The sequence below is a fragment of the Lentzea sp. genome, assembly GCF_035525475.1.
GTDB lineage: Bacteria > Actinomycetota > Actinomycetes > Mycobacteriales > Pseudonocardiaceae > Lentzea.
Map to the genome: position 1 here is coordinate 41,568 of NZ_DATLEC010000034.1, position 16,185 is coordinate 57,752.

Genomic DNA, 16,185 nt, shown 5'->3' on the forward strand with positions numbered 1-16,185 from the left:
TGACCAGTGCCCCCATCAAGCGCCGGAGCACCAAGAACGGGCGCGGTGCTCACGCACCGTGAGGAACCGAACGACAGGTGTGCCGCCGTTGGAGGGAAGTGAGCGAGAGCACCTTCAGTTGTGAAGAAACGTCAGGTACGCAGAGGGCGTGAGCAGACCCTGGCCCGACTTCCGTCCTGGACCGCTCGGCTCCGTCAAGGCTTGGTGGCGGCGACGGGCGCCCAAGGACGACTTCACGTTCGTGCCGCCGTCCAGCAGCCATCAGCAGGAGTTCGAGACGCCGCTGGTCAGTGCGGTGTACGGGCTCGACTTCCAGCTGAAGATGACGGTCGTCTGGCGGCTTGACCTGGCTACTGGTCTAAGGCACAACTCGCCCAAGAGCGCTGCCATCCACCACGTCCTGCAGCGGGCCAAGGAGATCAGCGGCAAGGCGATGCTGGTGCACCACGCTGCCCTGCAGGTGCAGTTGGGGGATGAACTCGCCGTCGAACGGCAGGTGCCCGGCACTCACATCTGGGCTCGGGCTGAGAGTGTCAAGGTCAGCGTTCAGGACGACGACCTCGAGATGGCTCGCAAGCACATCGAGCTGTTGCGGAACTCCACGTTCAAGCTCGCCGAGCGGGACGTCGAACGGGCTGAGATCCGGTACCTGCGGGACGAGGTGCTGACGGACGTCGGCACGGCCACCATCTGGTGGTTGCAGCGCAACGGGTACCAGGTCGAGGAGGCCGTGAAGCTGTCGAGTCACCTGGCTGAGCTCGTGCAGATCGCCCAACGGCAGCCTTCGACGCACTGGGCCGAGTCGCTGGTCAGCAGTGTCGAGCGGGCCCTGCCCGAGTTGGAGGACGCGCATCGGAACGATCTGCGGCAGCACCTGGCCAAGGCCCTGAGCGTGTACGGGGGGTCGCGGGTGGCGGCTGAGTTCGCCGATCAGGTCGGGCTGCCCGCCGGCGAACAGCACGTGAATGGTCAGCACACGAACGGGCACGTCTAGGCTGGCTCGGGTGTTGACCGAACTTCGCAGTGCCGCGGTGGTTGCCGGGTTGCGGGCTCTTGCCCGGCTCACGCCCTATGCCGAGGCGGAGCTCCTCGGGCTCCGCAAGGTCGTCAAACCTGGGGACGTCTGTGTCGACGTGGGGGCCGCGCTGGGGCTCTACACGGTCACCCTGTCCCGGCTTATCGGTCCACAAGGGACTGTGCACAGCGTCGAGCCCCTGGTGTTCGCGCACCCGACCCTCTCTTATCTCCTGCGGCCTCGGGAGGGGCGGAACATCCGCCGGCACTCCGTGGCGCTCGGCACCGAGGAGTCCGGGCGGGAGGTCATGAGCGTCCCCGTGCGGCACGGGAACCCCGTCACTGGGCGGTCGTTCCTCACGGCGGGGGCCGACGGGCTGGGGTCCAACGACGAGTTCGACCAGCACCTGGACGTGGTGGTGAAGACCGACACGCTCGACCACTTCGTCGAGGAGAACGGGATCGGGCGGCTCGACTTCGTCAAGGCCGACGTCGAGGGGGCCGAGCTGCGGGTGCTCGAGGGGGCCAAGGGGACCATCGAACGCCTCAAGCCCGCGTTCCTGCTGGAGATCGAGGAACGGCACGTCGCGCGGTTCGGGTACCAGGCCAAGGACGTGGCCGACTTCCTGACCGAGCGCGGGTACCGGATGAGCACCTGGCACGGCGGGGAGTGGGTGCCCACGCGCGCCATCGGCGACGAGATCAGGAACTACCTGTTCAGGGCGTGATGAAAGTAGAGGACGCCGACCCCTGGGGGTGGATCGGCGTCCTCATCTCGAAGGCCTACGAACCGTAGACCTCAAGCTCGTACAGGGAGTACCCGTAGCGGGTGGCCCGGTGGGTACCCGTCATCCGGAGGTATCTCGCGTCCTGTGGCGTGAACGCTACGACATCGTCGCCGCCATCGCCACCACTTGTCATGAAAACGTTGCGCCAGTTCGTTCCGTCATTGGAAAGTTCGATGCGGTAACCACTTCCGAACGCCGACTCCCAGCGCAACACAGCGCGACCGATCCGTTGCGCAGAGCCAAGATCGACCTGGATCCATTGGTCGTCGTTCCAATCGCTGGCCCAGCGGGACGAGGGGTCCGAGTCGAGCACGTGCGACGGCGGGAGGGTGTTCCAGCCCGTTTCGTGCGACGACGCGGTGGCCTTGGCGGACGACGCCAGGTTGGTGATGTTCTGGCCCCTGCGGGACGGGAACTGCACGACCTGCTGGTACGTCGGGCGGTTCTGCCAGTGGATCTTGTCCTGGGTGATGCCGCCCATGGCGCGGTGGATGATCGTGTCCGCGCACCACTGGTCGCCGGCGGCGCAGTCCGCGTCACCGGGGTAGACCTGGTTGGCGGGCTTGGCCGCGGCCTGCTGCAACGAACCCACGAGCGCCGTGCGGCAACCGGACAGAGTGCCACCGCCGCAGTAGGTCTGCGGGAAGGCGCCCTGGACCGGGTCGCCGAGGACCTGGCGCAGGTCCTTGTCCACGTAACCCCACCAGCCGTACTGGAACGAGGAACCCTTGTGCGGCGCGGCACCGTGCGTGTCGGACGGGGCCTCGTCGACCTGCACCGCGTTCACCAGCGCGCCGTACAAACCATCGCCCAGTGATGTTCTGAACTGCGCCTCGACGAGCAGCGGCCACCAGGCATCCAGAATCCGAATCGCGTCGGCGTGCGCGTAGGTCTTGCTGCCCTTCGCGGTCTCCTTGCGCAACGAACCCGAGCGCTGCCAGTCCTTCAGCTTCTGCACGACCGGCGCCAGGGACGCGTCGACAGGCGCCGACTCCACCACCCGCAGCAGCTCGGGCAGCACCTCCTGGGCCCGCAGGTCGGCCACGGCGGCCTCGGCCATCGCGCGGGTCAGCGACGCGCGCGTGACCTTCTGGCCGGACGAGATCAACGCCCGCACGCGCTTGTCCAGCAGGTCGCCGCGGTGCACCGAGCTGTGGCCGAAGCCGCCGAACGTGAAGTCACGGGCCTGCTTGTTGTTCCACGAGATGTAGTAGTCCTGGTTGATCGAGTTCGGGTGGGCGGCGAACGGCATCACGGCGGACGTGTTCTCGTCGCCGTTCCAGTCGACCCACTCGTACTCCGCACGGCCCCACGTCGGCAGGTTCGGATCCACAGTGGACCTGCGCACCGGGTTCAGGCCCGAGTTGAAGTACGCGGTGTCGCGGGAGTCGGCGTAGAACCAGTTGAACGCGTACCCGATCTTGTCGGCCGCCCGCTGGAAGTCCGACGCCGAACGGATCGCGCCGGGGTCGTTGAGCTCCTGGAACCCGATGATCGAGTCGACCTCGTGCATGTAGGTCGAGCGCAGCGCCGTGTACGCGATGACCTTGCCGCCGACCGTCGCTCGGCTGGAGACGAGGCCGTACTTCGTCCGCCACATCACCAACGTGTACGAACCCGCGGGTGTGCCGTCCGCGACGGTCGGCTTCCACGCGTTCTTGCGCTCCAGCCGTTCCATCGGCAAGCACGCTCCGTGGAACACGTACGACGTGGAGGCCTTCGTGGCGGGAGAACCGTCGGCGTTGCACAGTTCGACGGCGTAGGTGTCGATGATGTCCTGGGCCGACGAGGTCGCGCTCCACGAGTAGTCGACGCCACGGCCGAGCTGCACGTACATCGAGACGCCCGCGAACGCGACACCGCGTGAACGCACGCCAGGACCGCTGAGTTCTTGCAGCATCAGCAGCTGCGGCGCGAAGTAGCCGGTCTGCGGTCCCCACACGGCGATCGGGTTGCCGGAGTCCGTGTGAGCGCCGGACACCGCCAGCGCGTTCGACATGCCGTGCTTCTTGTTCAACAGGTCCGCGGGCAGGACGCCGTCCTCGAAGATCCCGCGCGCACGAGCCACGTCATCAGGAGCGGGAACGGCGACGGCGGTGCCGGTGCCGCCGACCTCGTCGTAGACCATCCGCTCCGGCGTGATGCTGCCGGAGTCGGGCAACGCCACGCCCTGGGGTGACGCGGGCGAGGCCGAGTACGGGAACGACTGTCCGTTGTGGAGGGTCAGTACGGCCTCGGGGTCGTTCTGCGCCCGGAACGCCTTCCAGACCTGCTCACCGACGGTGGCGCCGTACTTGTTCTGCGCGGCCAGCTTCACCAGCGCCGACTGCACCTCGCCACCGCCACCGGCACCGAACAGGCCGCCGACCACGGACGCGATCGCCACCATGTCGGTCGCCTTGAACGGCTGGATGTCGTTCCAGTTCGTGATCGCGTCGGCGTGCCCGGTCAGCACGTACTCGCCGGGGAAGTTCCGCGCCGAGACGGACTGGGTGATGTAGGCGTTGATCCCGGAGATGTAGTCGTCGACGTCGGCCACGGCCTGACGCCCGCGCTCGCCGCCCCTCACCGCCGCGGTCTCGATCTGCTTCTGCAGGTCCGCCTCGGTGTACGGGATCTGGTTGTAGAAGCTCTGCTCCAGCACGCGGTTCGACGGCGCGCCGCCGGCGAAGCCGGAGAGCTGGCCGCGGCCGAGGTGGCGGAACAGGTCCATCAGCCACAGGCGGTCCTGCGCGGCCGCGAAGCCGGCGCCGAACATCGTCCCGGACCGCGTGGTGCCGGTGATGTGCGGCATGCCGATCTTCTTGTCGCGCACGATCGTCACGTCGGCGCGCGGCTTCACGGTGCTCTCGACCTGGTCGGACGCCACGCCGAACGACGCGTCGTTGAAGAAGTTCGCGAGCTGGTCGTTGGTGAGACCGCTGTACCCGGCGACCAGGGCGTCGTACTTGCCCAGCTGGTCGGCCGAGTGCGCGGGCCTCGTGCCCAGCACCTTGTGGGTGAGGATCTCGGCCAGGGTCGCGTTGCCGTTGTTGCCGGGCGGCAGGACGTCGCCGCACTGGCCGAGGCAGTAGTCGTCGGCGGCGAACGCGGCCGCGCGCGGCTCCGAGGCCTGGGCCGCGGACGGGACGATCAGAAGGGAGGCGGTGACGGCGGCGGTGGCCAGCAGGGACGTCACCGGGTTGGCTCTCCGCATGCGCGAAGCTCCTCTCCGTGCAGGGCAGGGCTGTTGTGACGCACGTTACTTTCCGCTGCCGCTATTGCGAAAGAGCTTCGCGTTTACTGCCGCCCGCGCGAGCATCTGTATCGTTCTAGAAGACCATCTGGATCAAAACGACAACTACTCAGAAGTTCTGAATCGGATTACCCGGCGTGTATCCGTGTTTCTGGTCGCACATTCCATCCAGTGAGATATCCGCGTTTGGTCACGCAGAGTTCCGTCATCCACCCACAACTCCTGGTGGTGTGCTTACGCAGCGAAGTCAGCGGCCAATTCCGGTAACTGTGAACGTCCGCGCCGATCTCGAAAATCCGTTACCACATGATGAGATAACTGAGAATTAACGTGAGCTTCGGCGTCTGTACGCGAAGATCACGAACATGTGGGAGCGCGGAACGCCAATGCGGGAGGCGTCGTGATCAAGGTTCTGCTGGCCGACGACGAGGACCTCGTCCGTTCCGGCCTTCGCATGATCCTGAGCAGCGTCGGGGACATCGAGGTCGTCGCCGAATGCGATGACGGGCACCTGGTAGCCGACCTGGCACGCCAGCACCGTCCTCACGTGGTCCTGCTCGACATCCGGATGCGCACCTCGGACGGGCTCGTGGCACTGCGGAGGCTGCGGACCCTGCCCGATCCGCCGAGGGTCTGCATCCTGACCACGTTCGACGTCGACGAGTACGTCTCGGAAGCGCTGCGGCTCGGGGCGGCGGGCTTCCTGCTCAAGGACACCGAGCCGGAACAGCTGGTCAAGGCCGTGCGCGACCTCGCGCGCGGTGGTGCTGTGCTCGACCCGGGAGTCGCGGCACGCGTCCTCGCGGCCGTGGCCGACGGCGAACGGATGGCGGAGCCGGCACGCCGGCTGCTGCAAAGCCTGTCCGAACGGGAGCGCGAGGTGCTCGTGCTGATCGGCCAGGGCATGTCCAACGCGGAGATCGGCGGCACCCTGCACCTGTCGGAGGCGACGGTGAAGGGCTACGTCTCGTCCGTGCTGGGCAAGATCGGCGCGGTCAACCGCGTGCAGGCCGCGCTGGTGGCCTACCGCGGTGGCCTGATCGCCTAGGAAGCCCGGAGAAAAACCCTCAGGTACCCGCCACGGTCTCGGGGACCTCGTTCACGGATGGCTCGACCTCGACCCTGTTCCGGCCGTGGCGCTTGGCGCGGTAGAGCGCCATGTCCGCGGCCGCGAACAGCTGGTCCAGCTTGGCCGGTCCCGCCGCGACACCGATGCTCACCGTCGGGCGGCGGACCGCGCCCAGCACCATCGTCCAGTCGTGCCCGTCGACGGCCGCGCGGATCCGCTCCGCCACGTTCGGGCCCACGTCCATGTTCGGTCCGGTGTCGCCGAGCAGCACCACGAACTCGTCACCGGCCCAGCGCGCCACCAGGTCGTCCGCCCGGCACTCGCGCCGCAGCAACGCCGCGATCTCGCGCAACGCCGCGTCGCCCGTCGCGTGCCCGGCGTCGTCGTTGACGTTCTTGAACCAGTCGACGTCCACCAGCACCAGCCACGGCACCTTGCCGCGCGCCGCCGTCGACTCGAGCAACGCCGCGGCGGCGCGTTCGAGACCGAGCCGGTTCGCGAGGCCCGTCAACGGGTCGCGCGCCGCGGCCTCCTGCGCCGCCACCGCGAGCCGTTGAGCCTGCACGGCCACCCGGCGCTGCTCCAGCGCCTGGCCGAGGCCCTCCTGCAACGTCTCCGTGGCCGTGCGCGCGGCCTGCATGGACCTGCGCAACGCCACGGCCTCACCCACCGAGTCGTCCAGTGCGTGGCAGATGTCCGCGAGCTCCGTGGAGAACCGCAGCAGCAGCGACGTGTCGTTGATGCGTTCGGCATTCGTCACCGCACGGGCCGCGAACGTGCGTGCCTCGTCGAGGATGCCCTGCTCGCGGTGCACGACGGCGAGCACCCAGTTTCCGACCGAGACCCCCCACAGGTCGTCGGCGTCCCGTGACAGCCGCAGGGTCTCCTCGCCGGTCTCCTCGGCCTTGTCCAACTGGCCGACGCCGGCGAGCGACCGTCCGTACGCGCCGAGGAGCGCGCGCCGGTTTCTCTCGTCCTTGACGATGCCCAGGCCCTCGTCGAGGTACGCCAACGCTTCCTCGAAGATCGCCGGCGCGGCGGCGGGATGCCCGGCGCACGCGCGGAAGTTCAGCGAACCACCGAGGCGCTGCAGGCAGAGGGCCAGCGTGTCGCTGTGACCCGCGCGCCGCGCGACCTGCACCGACAGCCGGAGCATCTCGAGCGCGGCCCTGCGGTTGCCGATGCCCTCCATCAGATAGGCGAGCGTGCCCATCGTCTGGGCCACGGCGGGGCTGTCCGTCCGGTCGGCGTCGAGATCCGTCCAGCCCTCCGCCGCCAGTTCCAGGGCGAGCGGGATGCGCCCGAGGCGCCACGCCAGCATGGCTCGGTTGACCAGCACGGCCGAACGGACCCAGCGGTCGACGCCGGGGGACACCTTGGTGACCACCTCGTCGAAAAGACTGTTCGCCTCCGGCAGGCGGCCGGCGTTGAGCAACGCGCGGACCTCCTGGTCCAGCTGCGGTACCTCGCCCGCTACCAGCGGATCACGCTGCTCCACTCGTTCATCGACTCCGTTCCGACTCGCCGAGCGGCCTGCACAGGCTACCGGCCCGGTAGCGCCCCGTACCGATGGTGGTGCAGGACGTCACCGAGGGGTAGTCGGTTGCGCCAACAGGTTGCGCAGCGCCTGGGCTCGATCGACGATCATTCCGTAGCGCAGCTCCTTGTCAACGGGGTCGTTGTGAACGTGCCCCGACGTTTGCTGCACGCCGTGCTTGCGGTAAAGCATGCTCGGTGTCGCGGTGAAGTACCCGCGCGACACGGTTTGAAGCGCCATCAACAGGCCCGTGTCCTCGGAAGACGGCAGCGCCATCCACCCCCCGAGCGCCAAAAGAAGATCTCTGCGGACGCACAACGAGCCCGGGACGACCGGCAACCGCCATTCATCGGCGATGAAAGCGTCGAGCATCCAGCCGGGTTCGAGAACACCTTCGGCGGGGTCGTCGAATTCCCACGAGACGACCTCCCCGGTGGGGAGGAGGTCACGTGCCGCCGACGTCGTCCAGCCGACGTCGGCGTGCGCGAGCAGCACCTCGACGTCCCTGGTCAGGGCGCCGTCCAGCAGCAGGTCGTCCGCGTCCAGGTTCCGGACGAGCTCCCCCGTCGACCGGGCGAGCGCCATGTTCCTGGCACCCGCCGGCCCCGAAGGCGAAGACGACGAAAAACCGACCCGCTCGTCATCGGAGAACAGTTCCGACGACGCTTCTCCGTCGTGCTGGATCAGCCACTCCCAGCGCCACCCCCGTGGAAGTTCTTGCGCGCGCAAAGATTCGTACGCCTCCCGCAGGAAACGCATGTGCGGCGGATGGACGGGCGTCACGACGGAGATAGTTCGCATCTCGATGTTTCAGTTTCGTCGGCCGAAGGTGTCGTAGTGAACAACGTCCTCGAGTGGCATGCGGTTGCGCCAGCCGTGACGTTCCAGATCAGGAGTGTCCGGAAGGGAGCGGACCGGTCCCACGCACAGCCACGCCACCGGCCGGATTCTCGTGGGGATGTCGAGCAGGCGGCGCAGCACGTCCTCCCGGTAGAAGCTCACCCAGCCGACGCCGAGACCCTCCTCCGTGGCCGCCAGCCACAGGTTCTGGATCGCTAGGCACACGGAGTACAGGCCCGCGTCCGCGATCGCGTGCCGGCCGAGCACCGCCGGCGAGCCGCGGTCCGGGTCGTAGGTGACGACGACGCCGAGGGACGACTCCATGACGCCCTCGACCTTGATGCGGGAGAACACCTCCGCGCGTTCGGAGTCGAGCTGGGCGGAGAACACGCTGCGTTCCGCCTGAACGTGGTCGCGGAACGCGCGCCGAATCGATTCATCACGCACCAGCACGAAGTCCCACGGCTGGGAAAGGCCGACGCTCGGTGCCGCGTGCGCCGCCGTGAGCACTCGTCGCAGCACGTCGGGCGGGATTTCCGCACCGGTGAACTCGGCACGCGTGTCCCTGCGCCGGTGCACCACTTCGTACAGGTTCATTCGACCGATCGTGCCTCACTCGAAAGCACCAACTTGACGCTGAAGAGGTGGCGCTGATCTCACCTGAGGGGATAGACCGATCGGATGAGAAGAATGAGAGGTGGTTACGGCTCCGCGCTCGGGTTCGGTGCCGGAGTCGGCGTGACCACGTTCACCGGCTCCTGGCCGCTGCTCGCACTCCTCCTGCTCGCCGCCGTCGTCATGGCCGTGTCGCTGCGCACGACGATCGTCGGAGCGGGCCTCGTCGCGGTGCAGTGCTGGGGCCTCTACGCGACCTTCCTGGTCGGTGTTCGCGGCGACCTCACCGTCGACGAACACACGACCTGGGTGCTCGCGTTGCTGGTGCAGCTCGCCGTGCTGGCGTTCGTGGCCAGCACGGCGATCCGCGTCATCGCCCTTGTGACGGGTACGGCAGCAAAGCCATCTCCCGCGCGTTCTTGATCGCCGTGGCGACCTGGCGCTGCTGCTGCGGCGTCAGGCCGGTCACGCGGCGGGACCGGATCTTGCCCCGGTCCGAGACGAACTTGCGCAGCAGCGTGACGTCCTTCCAGTCGACGGCGGTCACGCCTTCCTTCGCGAGCAAATTCTGCCTGCGCTTCACCGGGTTGCGCTCCCGCATCACCAGCTCGCCCTCTGCTTCGACGACGTCGGCGCCACGTCAGCGCTCCTCCTTGAAGTCGACGTGCCTGCGCGCCACCGGGTCGTACTTGCGCAGCACCATGCGGTCCGGGTCGTTGCGGCGGTTCTTGCGGGTCACGTAGGTGTAGCCGGTGCCGGCGGTCGACCTCATCTTGATGATCGGCCGCACGTCGTTGCCCTTGGCCATCAGACCTTCACCCCCTGCGCGCGGAGCCGGGCGACGACGGCCTCGACGCCCAGCTTGTCGACGGTCTTGATCCCCTTGGTGGACAGGGTGAGCACCACGAAGCGGTTCAGCGACGGCACCCAGTACCGCTTGCGCTGGACGTTCGGGTTCCACCGGCGCCGCGTCTTGCGTTGCGAATGCGAGACGCGGTTGCCGAAGCCGGGCTCACGGCCCGTCAGCTGGCAGCGCACAGCACCTCCAGATTGAAACGACATTCGTTTTCATCTACGGTACCCCACATGGAAACCGTTGTCGTCATGGTGGCGGGGCTGGCGGACCACGACGTCGCCGTGCGGGTGTGGCGTGACCGGCCCGGATCGGTGCTGGTGCGCCACATAGCCGCGGAAACGCACGTGCGGCGGTGGGTCGACGGCATCGCGACCGACGTCGAGCTGCTGCACGGCTGCGTGTCCTGCACGGTGCGGGAGGACCTGCGCGAGCTGCTCGGCACCTTCCGGGGCCACACGGTCGTGCTGCACCTGGACCCGTTGCTGGAACCGGACGCGGTGCGCCGCAACCTCGGCGTCGACGTCGAGTGCGTGATCACCGTGCTGGACGCGGCGAGCTGGCTGGACGACGCCCTGGGCGACGCGTCGATGGTCAGCGACCAGCGGACGGTGGCGCAGGTCGTCGTCGCGCAGGCCGAGGCCGCGGACGTGCTGGTGCTGCAAGGGGATGCCGACGAACGCACGCTCGCCGTGCTCGACCGGCTGGCTCCCGGCGCGCACCGCTGCACGCCGGACGCGGTGGTCGTGAGCAGGAGCGCGAGGCCGCGGCTGGTGCCGCTCACGCCTGAAAGCGGTGTCTCGACAGCGGTTTTCACGGCCGACCGGCCGTTCCACCCCGTGCGGCTGAACGACGCGCTCGACTCGTTGCTCGACGGCACGGTGGTGCGGTCGCGCGGACGGCTCTGGGTCGCCGACGAGCCGGATGCCGTGCTGCGCCTGGAGTCCGCGGGAGGCGGGCTGCACGTCGGCCCCGGCGGGCCGCGTGACGGCAGGACCACGCAGATCGTGGCGATCACGCTGGGGGAGCCGGGCGACATCACGGCTGCTTTCGCCGGCGCGCTGCTCACCGACGACGAACTGTCCTTCGTGGACTCGATCCGAAAGCTGGAGATGTGAAGCCAGGAATCCACCCCGACTACCACCCCGTCGTCTTCCAGGACGCGTCCACCGGCAGGACGTTCCTGACCCGGTCGACCGCCACCTCCGCGAAGACGGTCGAGTGGGAGGACGGCAACTCCTACCCGCTGCTGGTCGTCGACATCACCGCCGACTCGCACCCGTTCTGGACGGGCACGCAACGCCTCGTCGACACCGCGGGCCGGGTCGAGAAGTTCAACCGCCGCTACGGAAAGCGGGAGCGCTGATGGCCGTCCCGAAGCGCAGGACGTCGCGCTCCAACACGCGCCACCGGCGTTCGCAGTGGAAGGCCACCGCGCCGGACCTCGTGCGCGTGCGGACGCTCGACGGCAAGGAGCTGCTCGTGCCCCGCCGTCTGGTCGCGGCCTACAAGCGCGGGCTTCTCTGAGGGGCGAGCTGGACCGCTCCGTCCGGTGAGTCGCGCCACTGGTCGAAGGGGCGGTCCAGCCTCCACCCCGTGCCGTCGTGGTCGAGCACGCGGTTCTCGCACGTGTCCGGGTTGGACAGTGACTCGAACAGCTCGATGCTCCACCCGAAGAGCCTGCGGCACAACAGTCTGATCGTCAGGCCGTGCGACACGACCAGCACCGTCTTGGGGTGTGCCGGGTCGTTGTGCAGCCGCACCTCCAGCCCGTCGAGGAACGCCGCCACGCGGTCGTCCACGTCCGCGCCCGACTCGCCGTTGGGCAGCCGGAAGAAGAAGTGGCCGAACGCGTGCCGCTGGTGCTTGAGCACCTCCTGCTGCACCGGGTCCTGCAGGTTTCCCCAGTCCTGCTCGCGCACCCGCGGTTCGGTGACGATCCGCTCGGCGGAGATCCCGAGCAGCTCGAACGTGCGCTGCGTCCGCCGGTACGGCGACACGTAGGCCGCGACCGGGCCGTCGCCGACGAGCGACCTGATCGTGGCGCCGGCCGCCACGGCCTGCCGTTCGCCCGTCTCGGTGAGCGGGAGGGCGTGGTCGGGGATGCGGCAGTAGGCGAGCTCGTCGACGTTGCCGAGGCTCTGTCCGTGGCGCAGCAGGATGATCCGCACCTCACCATCGTGCCCCAGCTCCGCGAGTGCCCGGGGCGTTACAGTGCTCGGCGAGTCGAGGAGGATGGTGTCACATGATCAAGTACATCGTGCTGTACAAGAGGCCGGCGGACCCCGAGGGCTTCGACAGGAAGTACTTCGAGTCGCACCTGCCGATCGTGAACTCGGTTCCCGGACTGGTGCGCGCCGAGGTCGCCAGGGTGCAGCAGGTGTTCCTCGCGGGGTTCCTCGGCGAGACCGAACCGCACCTCGTCGCGGAGATGTACTTCGAGTCCGAGGCGTCGTTCAAGGCCGCCATCCAGTCCCCGGAGTGGGCCACGTCGGGCGCGAACCTCGCCGAGATCGGCGGGATGGAGCTGGTCGCGATGTTCAGCGCCGAGGTCGTGGCGTGAAGGCCGTCGTCATCGGCGGCGGCACGATGGGCGCGGGCATCGTCCACGTGCTGCTCGCGGGCGGCCACGAGGTCACGCTGGCGGAGGCGGACGCCGAGCGCGCCGAACAGGGCAGGCTCGCCGTCAGGCGCTCGCTCGACAAGGCGCAGGAGAAGGGCAAGCTCGCCGACGCCGGTGCTGTATTCGCGAACCTGAGCACCGGTGAGCTGCCGGCGGACGCGGAGCTGGTCGTCGAGGCCGTGCCGGAGAACGTGCCGCTCAAGCAGGAGGTGCTGGGCGACGCGGCGGCGAGGTGCCCGCGGGCGGTTCTCGCGTCCAACACGTCGTCGCTCTCGATCGCCGAGATCGCCGCCGGCCTTCCCGGCGAACGCGTGCTGGGCATGCACTTCTTCAACCCCGTCCCGGTGCAGCAGCTCGTCGAGCTCGTCCACCACGAGGGCGTCGACCCCGCGAACGTCGCCAAGGCGCGGACGTGGGCGGAAGAGCTGGGCAAGACGGTCATCGAGGTGCGCGACTCGCCCGGCTTCGCGACGTCCCGGCTGGGCGTCGCCGTGGGCATGGAGGCGATCCGCATGCTGGAGGAAGACGTCGCCTCCGCCGCGGACATCGACACCGGCATGAAGCTGGGCTACCGCTGGCCGATGGGCCCGCTGGAGCTCACCGACCTGGTCGGGCTCGACGTCCGCCTCGCGATCGCCGAACACCTGGCCGCCGAGCTGGGGCCGCGCTTCTCCCCGCCCGCCCTGCTGCGGGACAAGGTCGCCCGCGGCGAGCTCGGGAAGAAGTCGGGTCAGGGCTTCTTCACCTGGTAGGTAGTGGGCCGTGCACATCAGGGAGTACACCGAAGACGACCTCGAAGCCGTGTTCCGGCTGCGCCGCGTCGCGTTCAACTCGACCGATCGCCCGGAGCGGCTGATGAGGCCGGGCACGCGCGGTCTGGTGGCCGAGCTCGACGGCCGGATCGCCGGTGTGCTCGGCATCGGCGAGTACGCGCAGTTCTACGGCGGCGCCGCGGTCCCGATGGGCGGGATCGGCGGTGTCGCCGTCGACGGCGCCTCGCGAGGCCGTGGCGTGGCGAGCGCGCTGCTCGACGCCGCGCTGGCCGCCATGCGCGAGCACGGACAGGCGATCTCGGTCCTCTACGCGACCGTGCCGGCGCTGTACCGGGGACGTGGCTGGGAACGCTCCGGCGTCCTCGAGTGGGTCGAGCTGCCGATGGACCGGCTGCTGTCGGTCCCGAAGCCCACCGAACGGATTCCGTCGCGCCCCGCGCGTGAGAGCGATCTCAGCGCGCTGCACGACTGCTACCTCGAGGTGGCGCGGACGATCGACGGCATGGCCGACCGCCGTCCGCCGAGGATCACCGTCGAGAAGGTCCTCGAGATGGACCTGGTGAGCGTCCTGCCCGGCCCGAACGGCCTGCGCGGATACCTGACGGCGACGCGCGAGCCCGGCGGGGACATGGGCCGGCTCAAGGTCCACGACCTGGTCGCCGTCGACGCCGAGGCCCAGCTGACCCTCCTGGCGTCGCTGGCGTCCTGGGCGGGCACGCTCGAAGCGGTCGACCTGCGGATCACCGACCCCGCCACGGTGGACCTGCTCGCCGGCACCCCGTTGCGCCACTCCGTGTGGACCGCCACGTGGATGCTGCGCGTCGTCGACCTGCCCGCCGCGGTGGCCGCCAGGGGCTGGCCCCGCCTCGCGAACGCCGCCGTCGACCTGGAGGTCGTCGACGAGCACGCGCCGTGGCACGCGGGTCCTCGACGCCTCGTCGTGGAGGACGGCTCGGTGCGCGTCGAGCCCGGTGGCACGGGTGCTGTCCGGTTGCACGCGCGAGCGCTCGGACCGTGGTTCTCCGGTGCGCAGAACACGCACGCGCTGCGGCGCGCGGGCCTGCTGGAGGGCGACCCGGCCGACGCGGTGGTGCTCGACCAGCTCGTCGGCGCGGCGGGGGTCCCGCGGCTCGCTGACTTCTTCTGACCCGCTTTGCTGTTCACCCCGGCGGCCTCGTCGAGTAACAATGAGGGCGTGGCGGGGGACCAGGACGACGTCAGGCATGCCTACGGCGACAACATCGGGTGGCGCCTCAAGGGTTACGCGAGGCGGCACAGCGGGCCGCCGGTCAGCGTGCGGGAGATCTCGCGCGCCGAGTTCGACCAGATCAGGCCGTACTTCGACGCCGAGGACAACCCCTGGCTCGTCGACCTGCACCAGGTCGTGCCCGAGGCATGGCGCAGCGTCGAGCAGGTGCTCGGCCCGCTCGACCCCGACCAGGACTACTACGTCACCGGGCAGCCGCTGGACTGGGACAAGGACCCCGTCCAGGCCGCGCGCGACGTGCTCGACGAGCGGTATCCGCTCGCGCGGGCGGCGTTCCTCGGCGGCAGCGTCGCGGCCGGCACCTACACGGCGAACTCGGACCTCGACATGGTCGTGATCGTCGACGACCTGCCCGGTGCGTTCCGGGAGACGCTGGTGCACCGCGGCTGGCCGGTCGAGCTGTTCTGCCACACGGTCGAGTCGTTCTGGGACTTCGTCGCCCGTGACACCAAGGACCGGCGCCCTCCGTTACTGCACATGTGCGCCGAGGGTTTTCTCATGCTCGACGCCGACGGCACGGGCCAGCGCATGCGTGCCGAGGCGCGCGCTCTGCTCGACGCCGGCCCTCCACTCGCGACGGTCACCGAGCTGGAAGACCGCAGGTACGGCACCACGGACCTGCTTGAGGACCTCATCGGCGCACGGGACGAGGACGAGCGGCTGTTCGTCGCGGCACGGCTGCTGACCTGCGTGGGAGAGCTGGCGCTGGTCGTGCAGAACCGGTGGCTCGGGCACGGCAAGTGGTTGATGCGCCGCCTGCGCGATGCCAAGGAGGACGAGCTGGTGGACTCCTACCGGGCGTTGGTCCGGGGCGAGGGCGCCGAGCGGTTCATCGCGGTCGTGGAGCACGTCCTGGCCTCGGCGGGAGGGCGGATGGAGGCCGGCTACCGCCGGAACGCGTCACAGCGCTGATTCATTACCCTCCAATCCGTGCTGCTCATCGTCCTGGAACTGATCGGGATCGCCGTGTTCGCCGCCTCCGGTGCGGTGGCCGCGGTCCGCGCCCGGCTGGACGTGTTCGGCGTGACCATCCTGGCGCTCACCACCGCGCTGGGCGGCGGCATCATCCGCGACGTCCTGCTCGGCGTGCACCCACCGACGGGTCTGCGGAACTGGCCGTACCTGCTGGTCGCGGGCGGCACGGGCCTGATCGTCTTCTGGTACCACCCGCAGGTCGCGAAGCACCGCCGGTCCGTGCTGCTGCTGGACGCCGTGGGTCTCGGCCTGTTCGTCACGTCCGGCACGAGCACCGCGCTGTCGCTGGGCGCACCTCCGTACGCGGCATGCCTGATCGGAATGACCACGGGCATCGGCGGCGGAGCTGCTCGCGATCTGCTCCTCCGAGAGATCCCCCTGGTCCTGAGGAAGGAGATCTACGCCGTGGCGGCGCTGTGCGGCGCGGTCGTCGTCGTCCTGGGCGAATGGGCGAAACTGCCGAAAGGCCTGGTCGCGTTGACCGGTGCGTCAATCATCATCACCATCAGGCTCATCGCGCTCTGGCGGAAGTGGAACGCACCCGTCGCGCGGGGCTTGGAGGGCTAGCAAGAACTAACGCGGTACTCACACCCGCA

Annotated in this window: 20 protein-coding genes; 12 read left to right on the top strand and 8 right to left on the bottom strand. The window is 69.0% G+C overall.

Annotation, left to right across the window (positions count from 1 at the left end; translation table 11 throughout):
* Positions 1-148 precede the first annotated feature (148 nt).
* A complete protein-coding gene (locus VM306_RS04725) occupies positions 149-994 on the top strand; it encodes a hypothetical protein (RefSeq protein WP_325511242.1) in 846 nt (281 codons plus the stop codon).
* Between the two features lie 10 nt (positions 995-1,004).
* On the top strand, positions 1,005-1,742 hold the full coding sequence (locus tag VM306_RS04730) for an FkbM family methyltransferase (RefSeq protein ID WP_325511244.1): 738 nt from the start codon (positions 1,005-1,007) through the stop codon (positions 1,740-1,742).
* 55 nt (positions 1,743-1,797) lie between these two features.
* Here the strand turns inward: VM306_RS04730 and VM306_RS04735 are convergent, their stop codons facing one another.
* A complete protein-coding gene (locus tag VM306_RS04735) occupies positions 1,798-4,998 on the bottom strand; it encodes a penicillin acylase family protein (protein WP_325511246.1) in 3,201 nt (1,066 codons plus the stop codon).
* 439 nt (positions 4,999-5,437) lie between these two features.
* Between VM306_RS04735 and VM306_RS04740 the strand changes: the two genes are divergently transcribed.
* Positions 5,438-6,085, top strand: a complete 648-nt coding sequence (locus VM306_RS04740) for a response regulator (protein ID WP_030467690.1) — start codon at positions 5,438-5,440, stop codon at positions 6,083-6,085.
* Positions 6,086-6,104: 19 nt separating this feature from the next.
* On the opposite strand, the gene VM306_RS04745 is transcribed toward VM306_RS04740, so the two are convergent.
* The 3 genes from VM306_RS04745 to bluB form a co-directional block, all read right to left on the bottom strand.
* The gene (locus VM306_RS04745) at positions 6,105-7,604 is read right to left on the bottom strand and encodes a diguanylate cyclase (RefSeq protein WP_325511250.1); all 1,500 of its coding nucleotides are present in this window, start codon (positions 7,602-7,604) and stop codon (positions 6,105-6,107) included.
* Positions 7,605-7,691: 87 nt separating this feature from the next.
* On the bottom strand, positions 7,692-8,444 hold the full coding sequence (locus VM306_RS04750) for a glycosyltransferase (RefSeq protein WP_325511252.1): 753 nt from the start codon (positions 8,442-8,444) through the stop codon (positions 7,692-7,694).
* A gap of 9 nt (positions 8,445-8,453) precedes the next feature.
* A complete protein-coding gene (bluB, locus tag VM306_RS04755; protein ID WP_325511254.1) occupies positions 8,454-9,080 on the bottom strand; it encodes a 5,6-dimethylbenzimidazole synthase in 627 nt (208 codons plus the stop codon).
* A gap of 84 nt (positions 9,081-9,164) precedes the next feature.
* Between bluB and VM306_RS04760 the strand changes: the two genes are divergently transcribed.
* Positions 9,165-9,521 (top strand): hypothetical protein, encoded by a 357-nt coding sequence (locus tag VM306_RS04760; protein ID WP_325511256.1) that lies wholly within the window; start codon positions 9,165-9,167, stop codon positions 9,519-9,521.
* Here the strand turns inward: VM306_RS04760 and rpsR are convergent.
* From rpsR to rpmB, 3 genes are read right to left on the bottom strand one after another with little or no spacing between them, the layout of a single operon-like run.
* Positions 9,469-9,699 (bottom strand): 30S ribosomal protein S18, encoded by a 231-nt coding sequence (gene rpsR, locus VM306_RS04765; protein WP_325511258.1) that lies wholly within the window; start codon positions 9,697-9,699, stop codon positions 9,469-9,471. The genes VM306_RS04760 and rpsR overlap by 53 nt on opposite strands.
* Positions 9,700-9,738: 39 nt before the next feature.
* Positions 9,739-9,906 (bottom strand): 50S ribosomal protein L33, encoded by a 168-nt coding sequence (rpmG, locus tag VM306_RS04770; protein WP_325511260.1) that lies wholly within the window; start codon positions 9,904-9,906, stop codon positions 9,739-9,741.
* Entirely contained in the window at positions 9,906-10,160 is a 255-nt protein-coding gene (gene rpmB / locus VM306_RS04775) for a 50S ribosomal protein L28 (RefSeq protein ID WP_325511262.1), read from the bottom strand. The genes rpmG and rpmB overlap by 1 nt, the downstream gene beginning before the upstream one ends.
* A 24-nt stretch (positions 10,161-10,184) precedes the next feature.
* Between rpmB and VM306_RS04780 the strand changes: the two genes are divergently transcribed.
* From VM306_RS04780 to rpmF, 3 genes are read left to right on the top strand one after another with little or no spacing between them, the layout of a single operon-like run.
* Positions 10,185-11,069: a GTP-binding protein gene (locus VM306_RS04780; RefSeq protein WP_325511264.1), complete on the top strand. Its 885-nt coding sequence runs from the start codon at positions 10,185-10,187 to the stop codon at positions 11,067-11,069.
* Positions 11,066-11,317, top strand: a complete 252-nt coding sequence (locus VM306_RS04785) for a type B 50S ribosomal protein L31 (protein WP_325511266.1) — start codon at positions 11,066-11,068, stop codon at positions 11,315-11,317. Before VM306_RS04780 ends, VM306_RS04785 begins: the two co-directional genes overlap by 4 nt.
* Positions 11,317-11,478, top strand: a complete 162-nt coding sequence (gene rpmF, locus VM306_RS04790) for a 50S ribosomal protein L32 (RefSeq protein ID WP_045311875.1) — start codon at positions 11,317-11,319, stop codon at positions 11,476-11,478. The genes VM306_RS04785 and rpmF overlap by 1 nt, the downstream gene beginning before the upstream one ends.
* On the opposite strand, the gene VM306_RS04795 is transcribed toward rpmF, so the two are convergent.
* Positions 11,457-12,122, bottom strand: coding sequence for a histidine phosphatase family protein (locus tag VM306_RS04795; RefSeq protein WP_325511269.1), 666 nt, complete (start codon positions 12,120-12,122; stop codon positions 11,457-11,459). The genes rpmF and VM306_RS04795 overlap by 22 nt on opposite strands.
* A gap of 74 nt (positions 12,123-12,196) precedes the next feature.
* On the opposite strand from VM306_RS04795, the gene VM306_RS04800 reads away from it, so the two are divergent.
* From VM306_RS04800 to VM306_RS04820, 5 genes are read left to right on the top strand one after another with little or no spacing between them, the layout of a single operon-like run.
* The gene (locus VM306_RS04800; RefSeq protein ID WP_325511271.1) at positions 12,197-12,514 is read left to right on the top strand and encodes an EthD family reductase; all 318 of its coding nucleotides are present in this window, start codon (positions 12,197-12,199) and stop codon (positions 12,512-12,514) included.
* Positions 12,511-13,326, top strand: coding sequence for a 3-hydroxyacyl-CoA dehydrogenase family protein (locus VM306_RS04805; protein WP_325511273.1), 816 nt, complete (start codon positions 12,511-12,513; stop codon positions 13,324-13,326). The genes VM306_RS04800 and VM306_RS04805 overlap by 4 nt, the downstream gene beginning before the upstream one ends.
* A 10-nt stretch (positions 13,327-13,336) precedes the next feature.
* Positions 13,337-14,494: a GNAT family N-acetyltransferase gene (locus tag VM306_RS04810; RefSeq protein ID WP_325511275.1), complete on the top strand. Its 1,158-nt coding sequence runs from the start codon at positions 13,337-13,339 to the stop codon at positions 14,492-14,494.
* A gap of 48 nt (positions 14,495-14,542) precedes the next feature.
* Positions 14,543-15,526 carry a nucleotidyltransferase domain-containing protein gene (locus tag VM306_RS04815; protein WP_325511277.1) on the top strand — a complete coding sequence of 328 codons (984 nt, stop codon included), beginning with the start codon at positions 14,543-14,545 and terminating at the stop codon, positions 15,524-15,526.
* An 18-nt stretch (positions 15,527-15,544) separates the two neighbouring features.
* Positions 15,545-16,156 (top strand): trimeric intracellular cation channel family protein, encoded by a 612-nt coding sequence (locus VM306_RS04820; RefSeq protein WP_325511279.1) that lies wholly within the window; start codon positions 15,545-15,547, stop codon positions 16,154-16,156.
* Positions 16,157-16,185 lie beyond the last annotated feature (29 nt).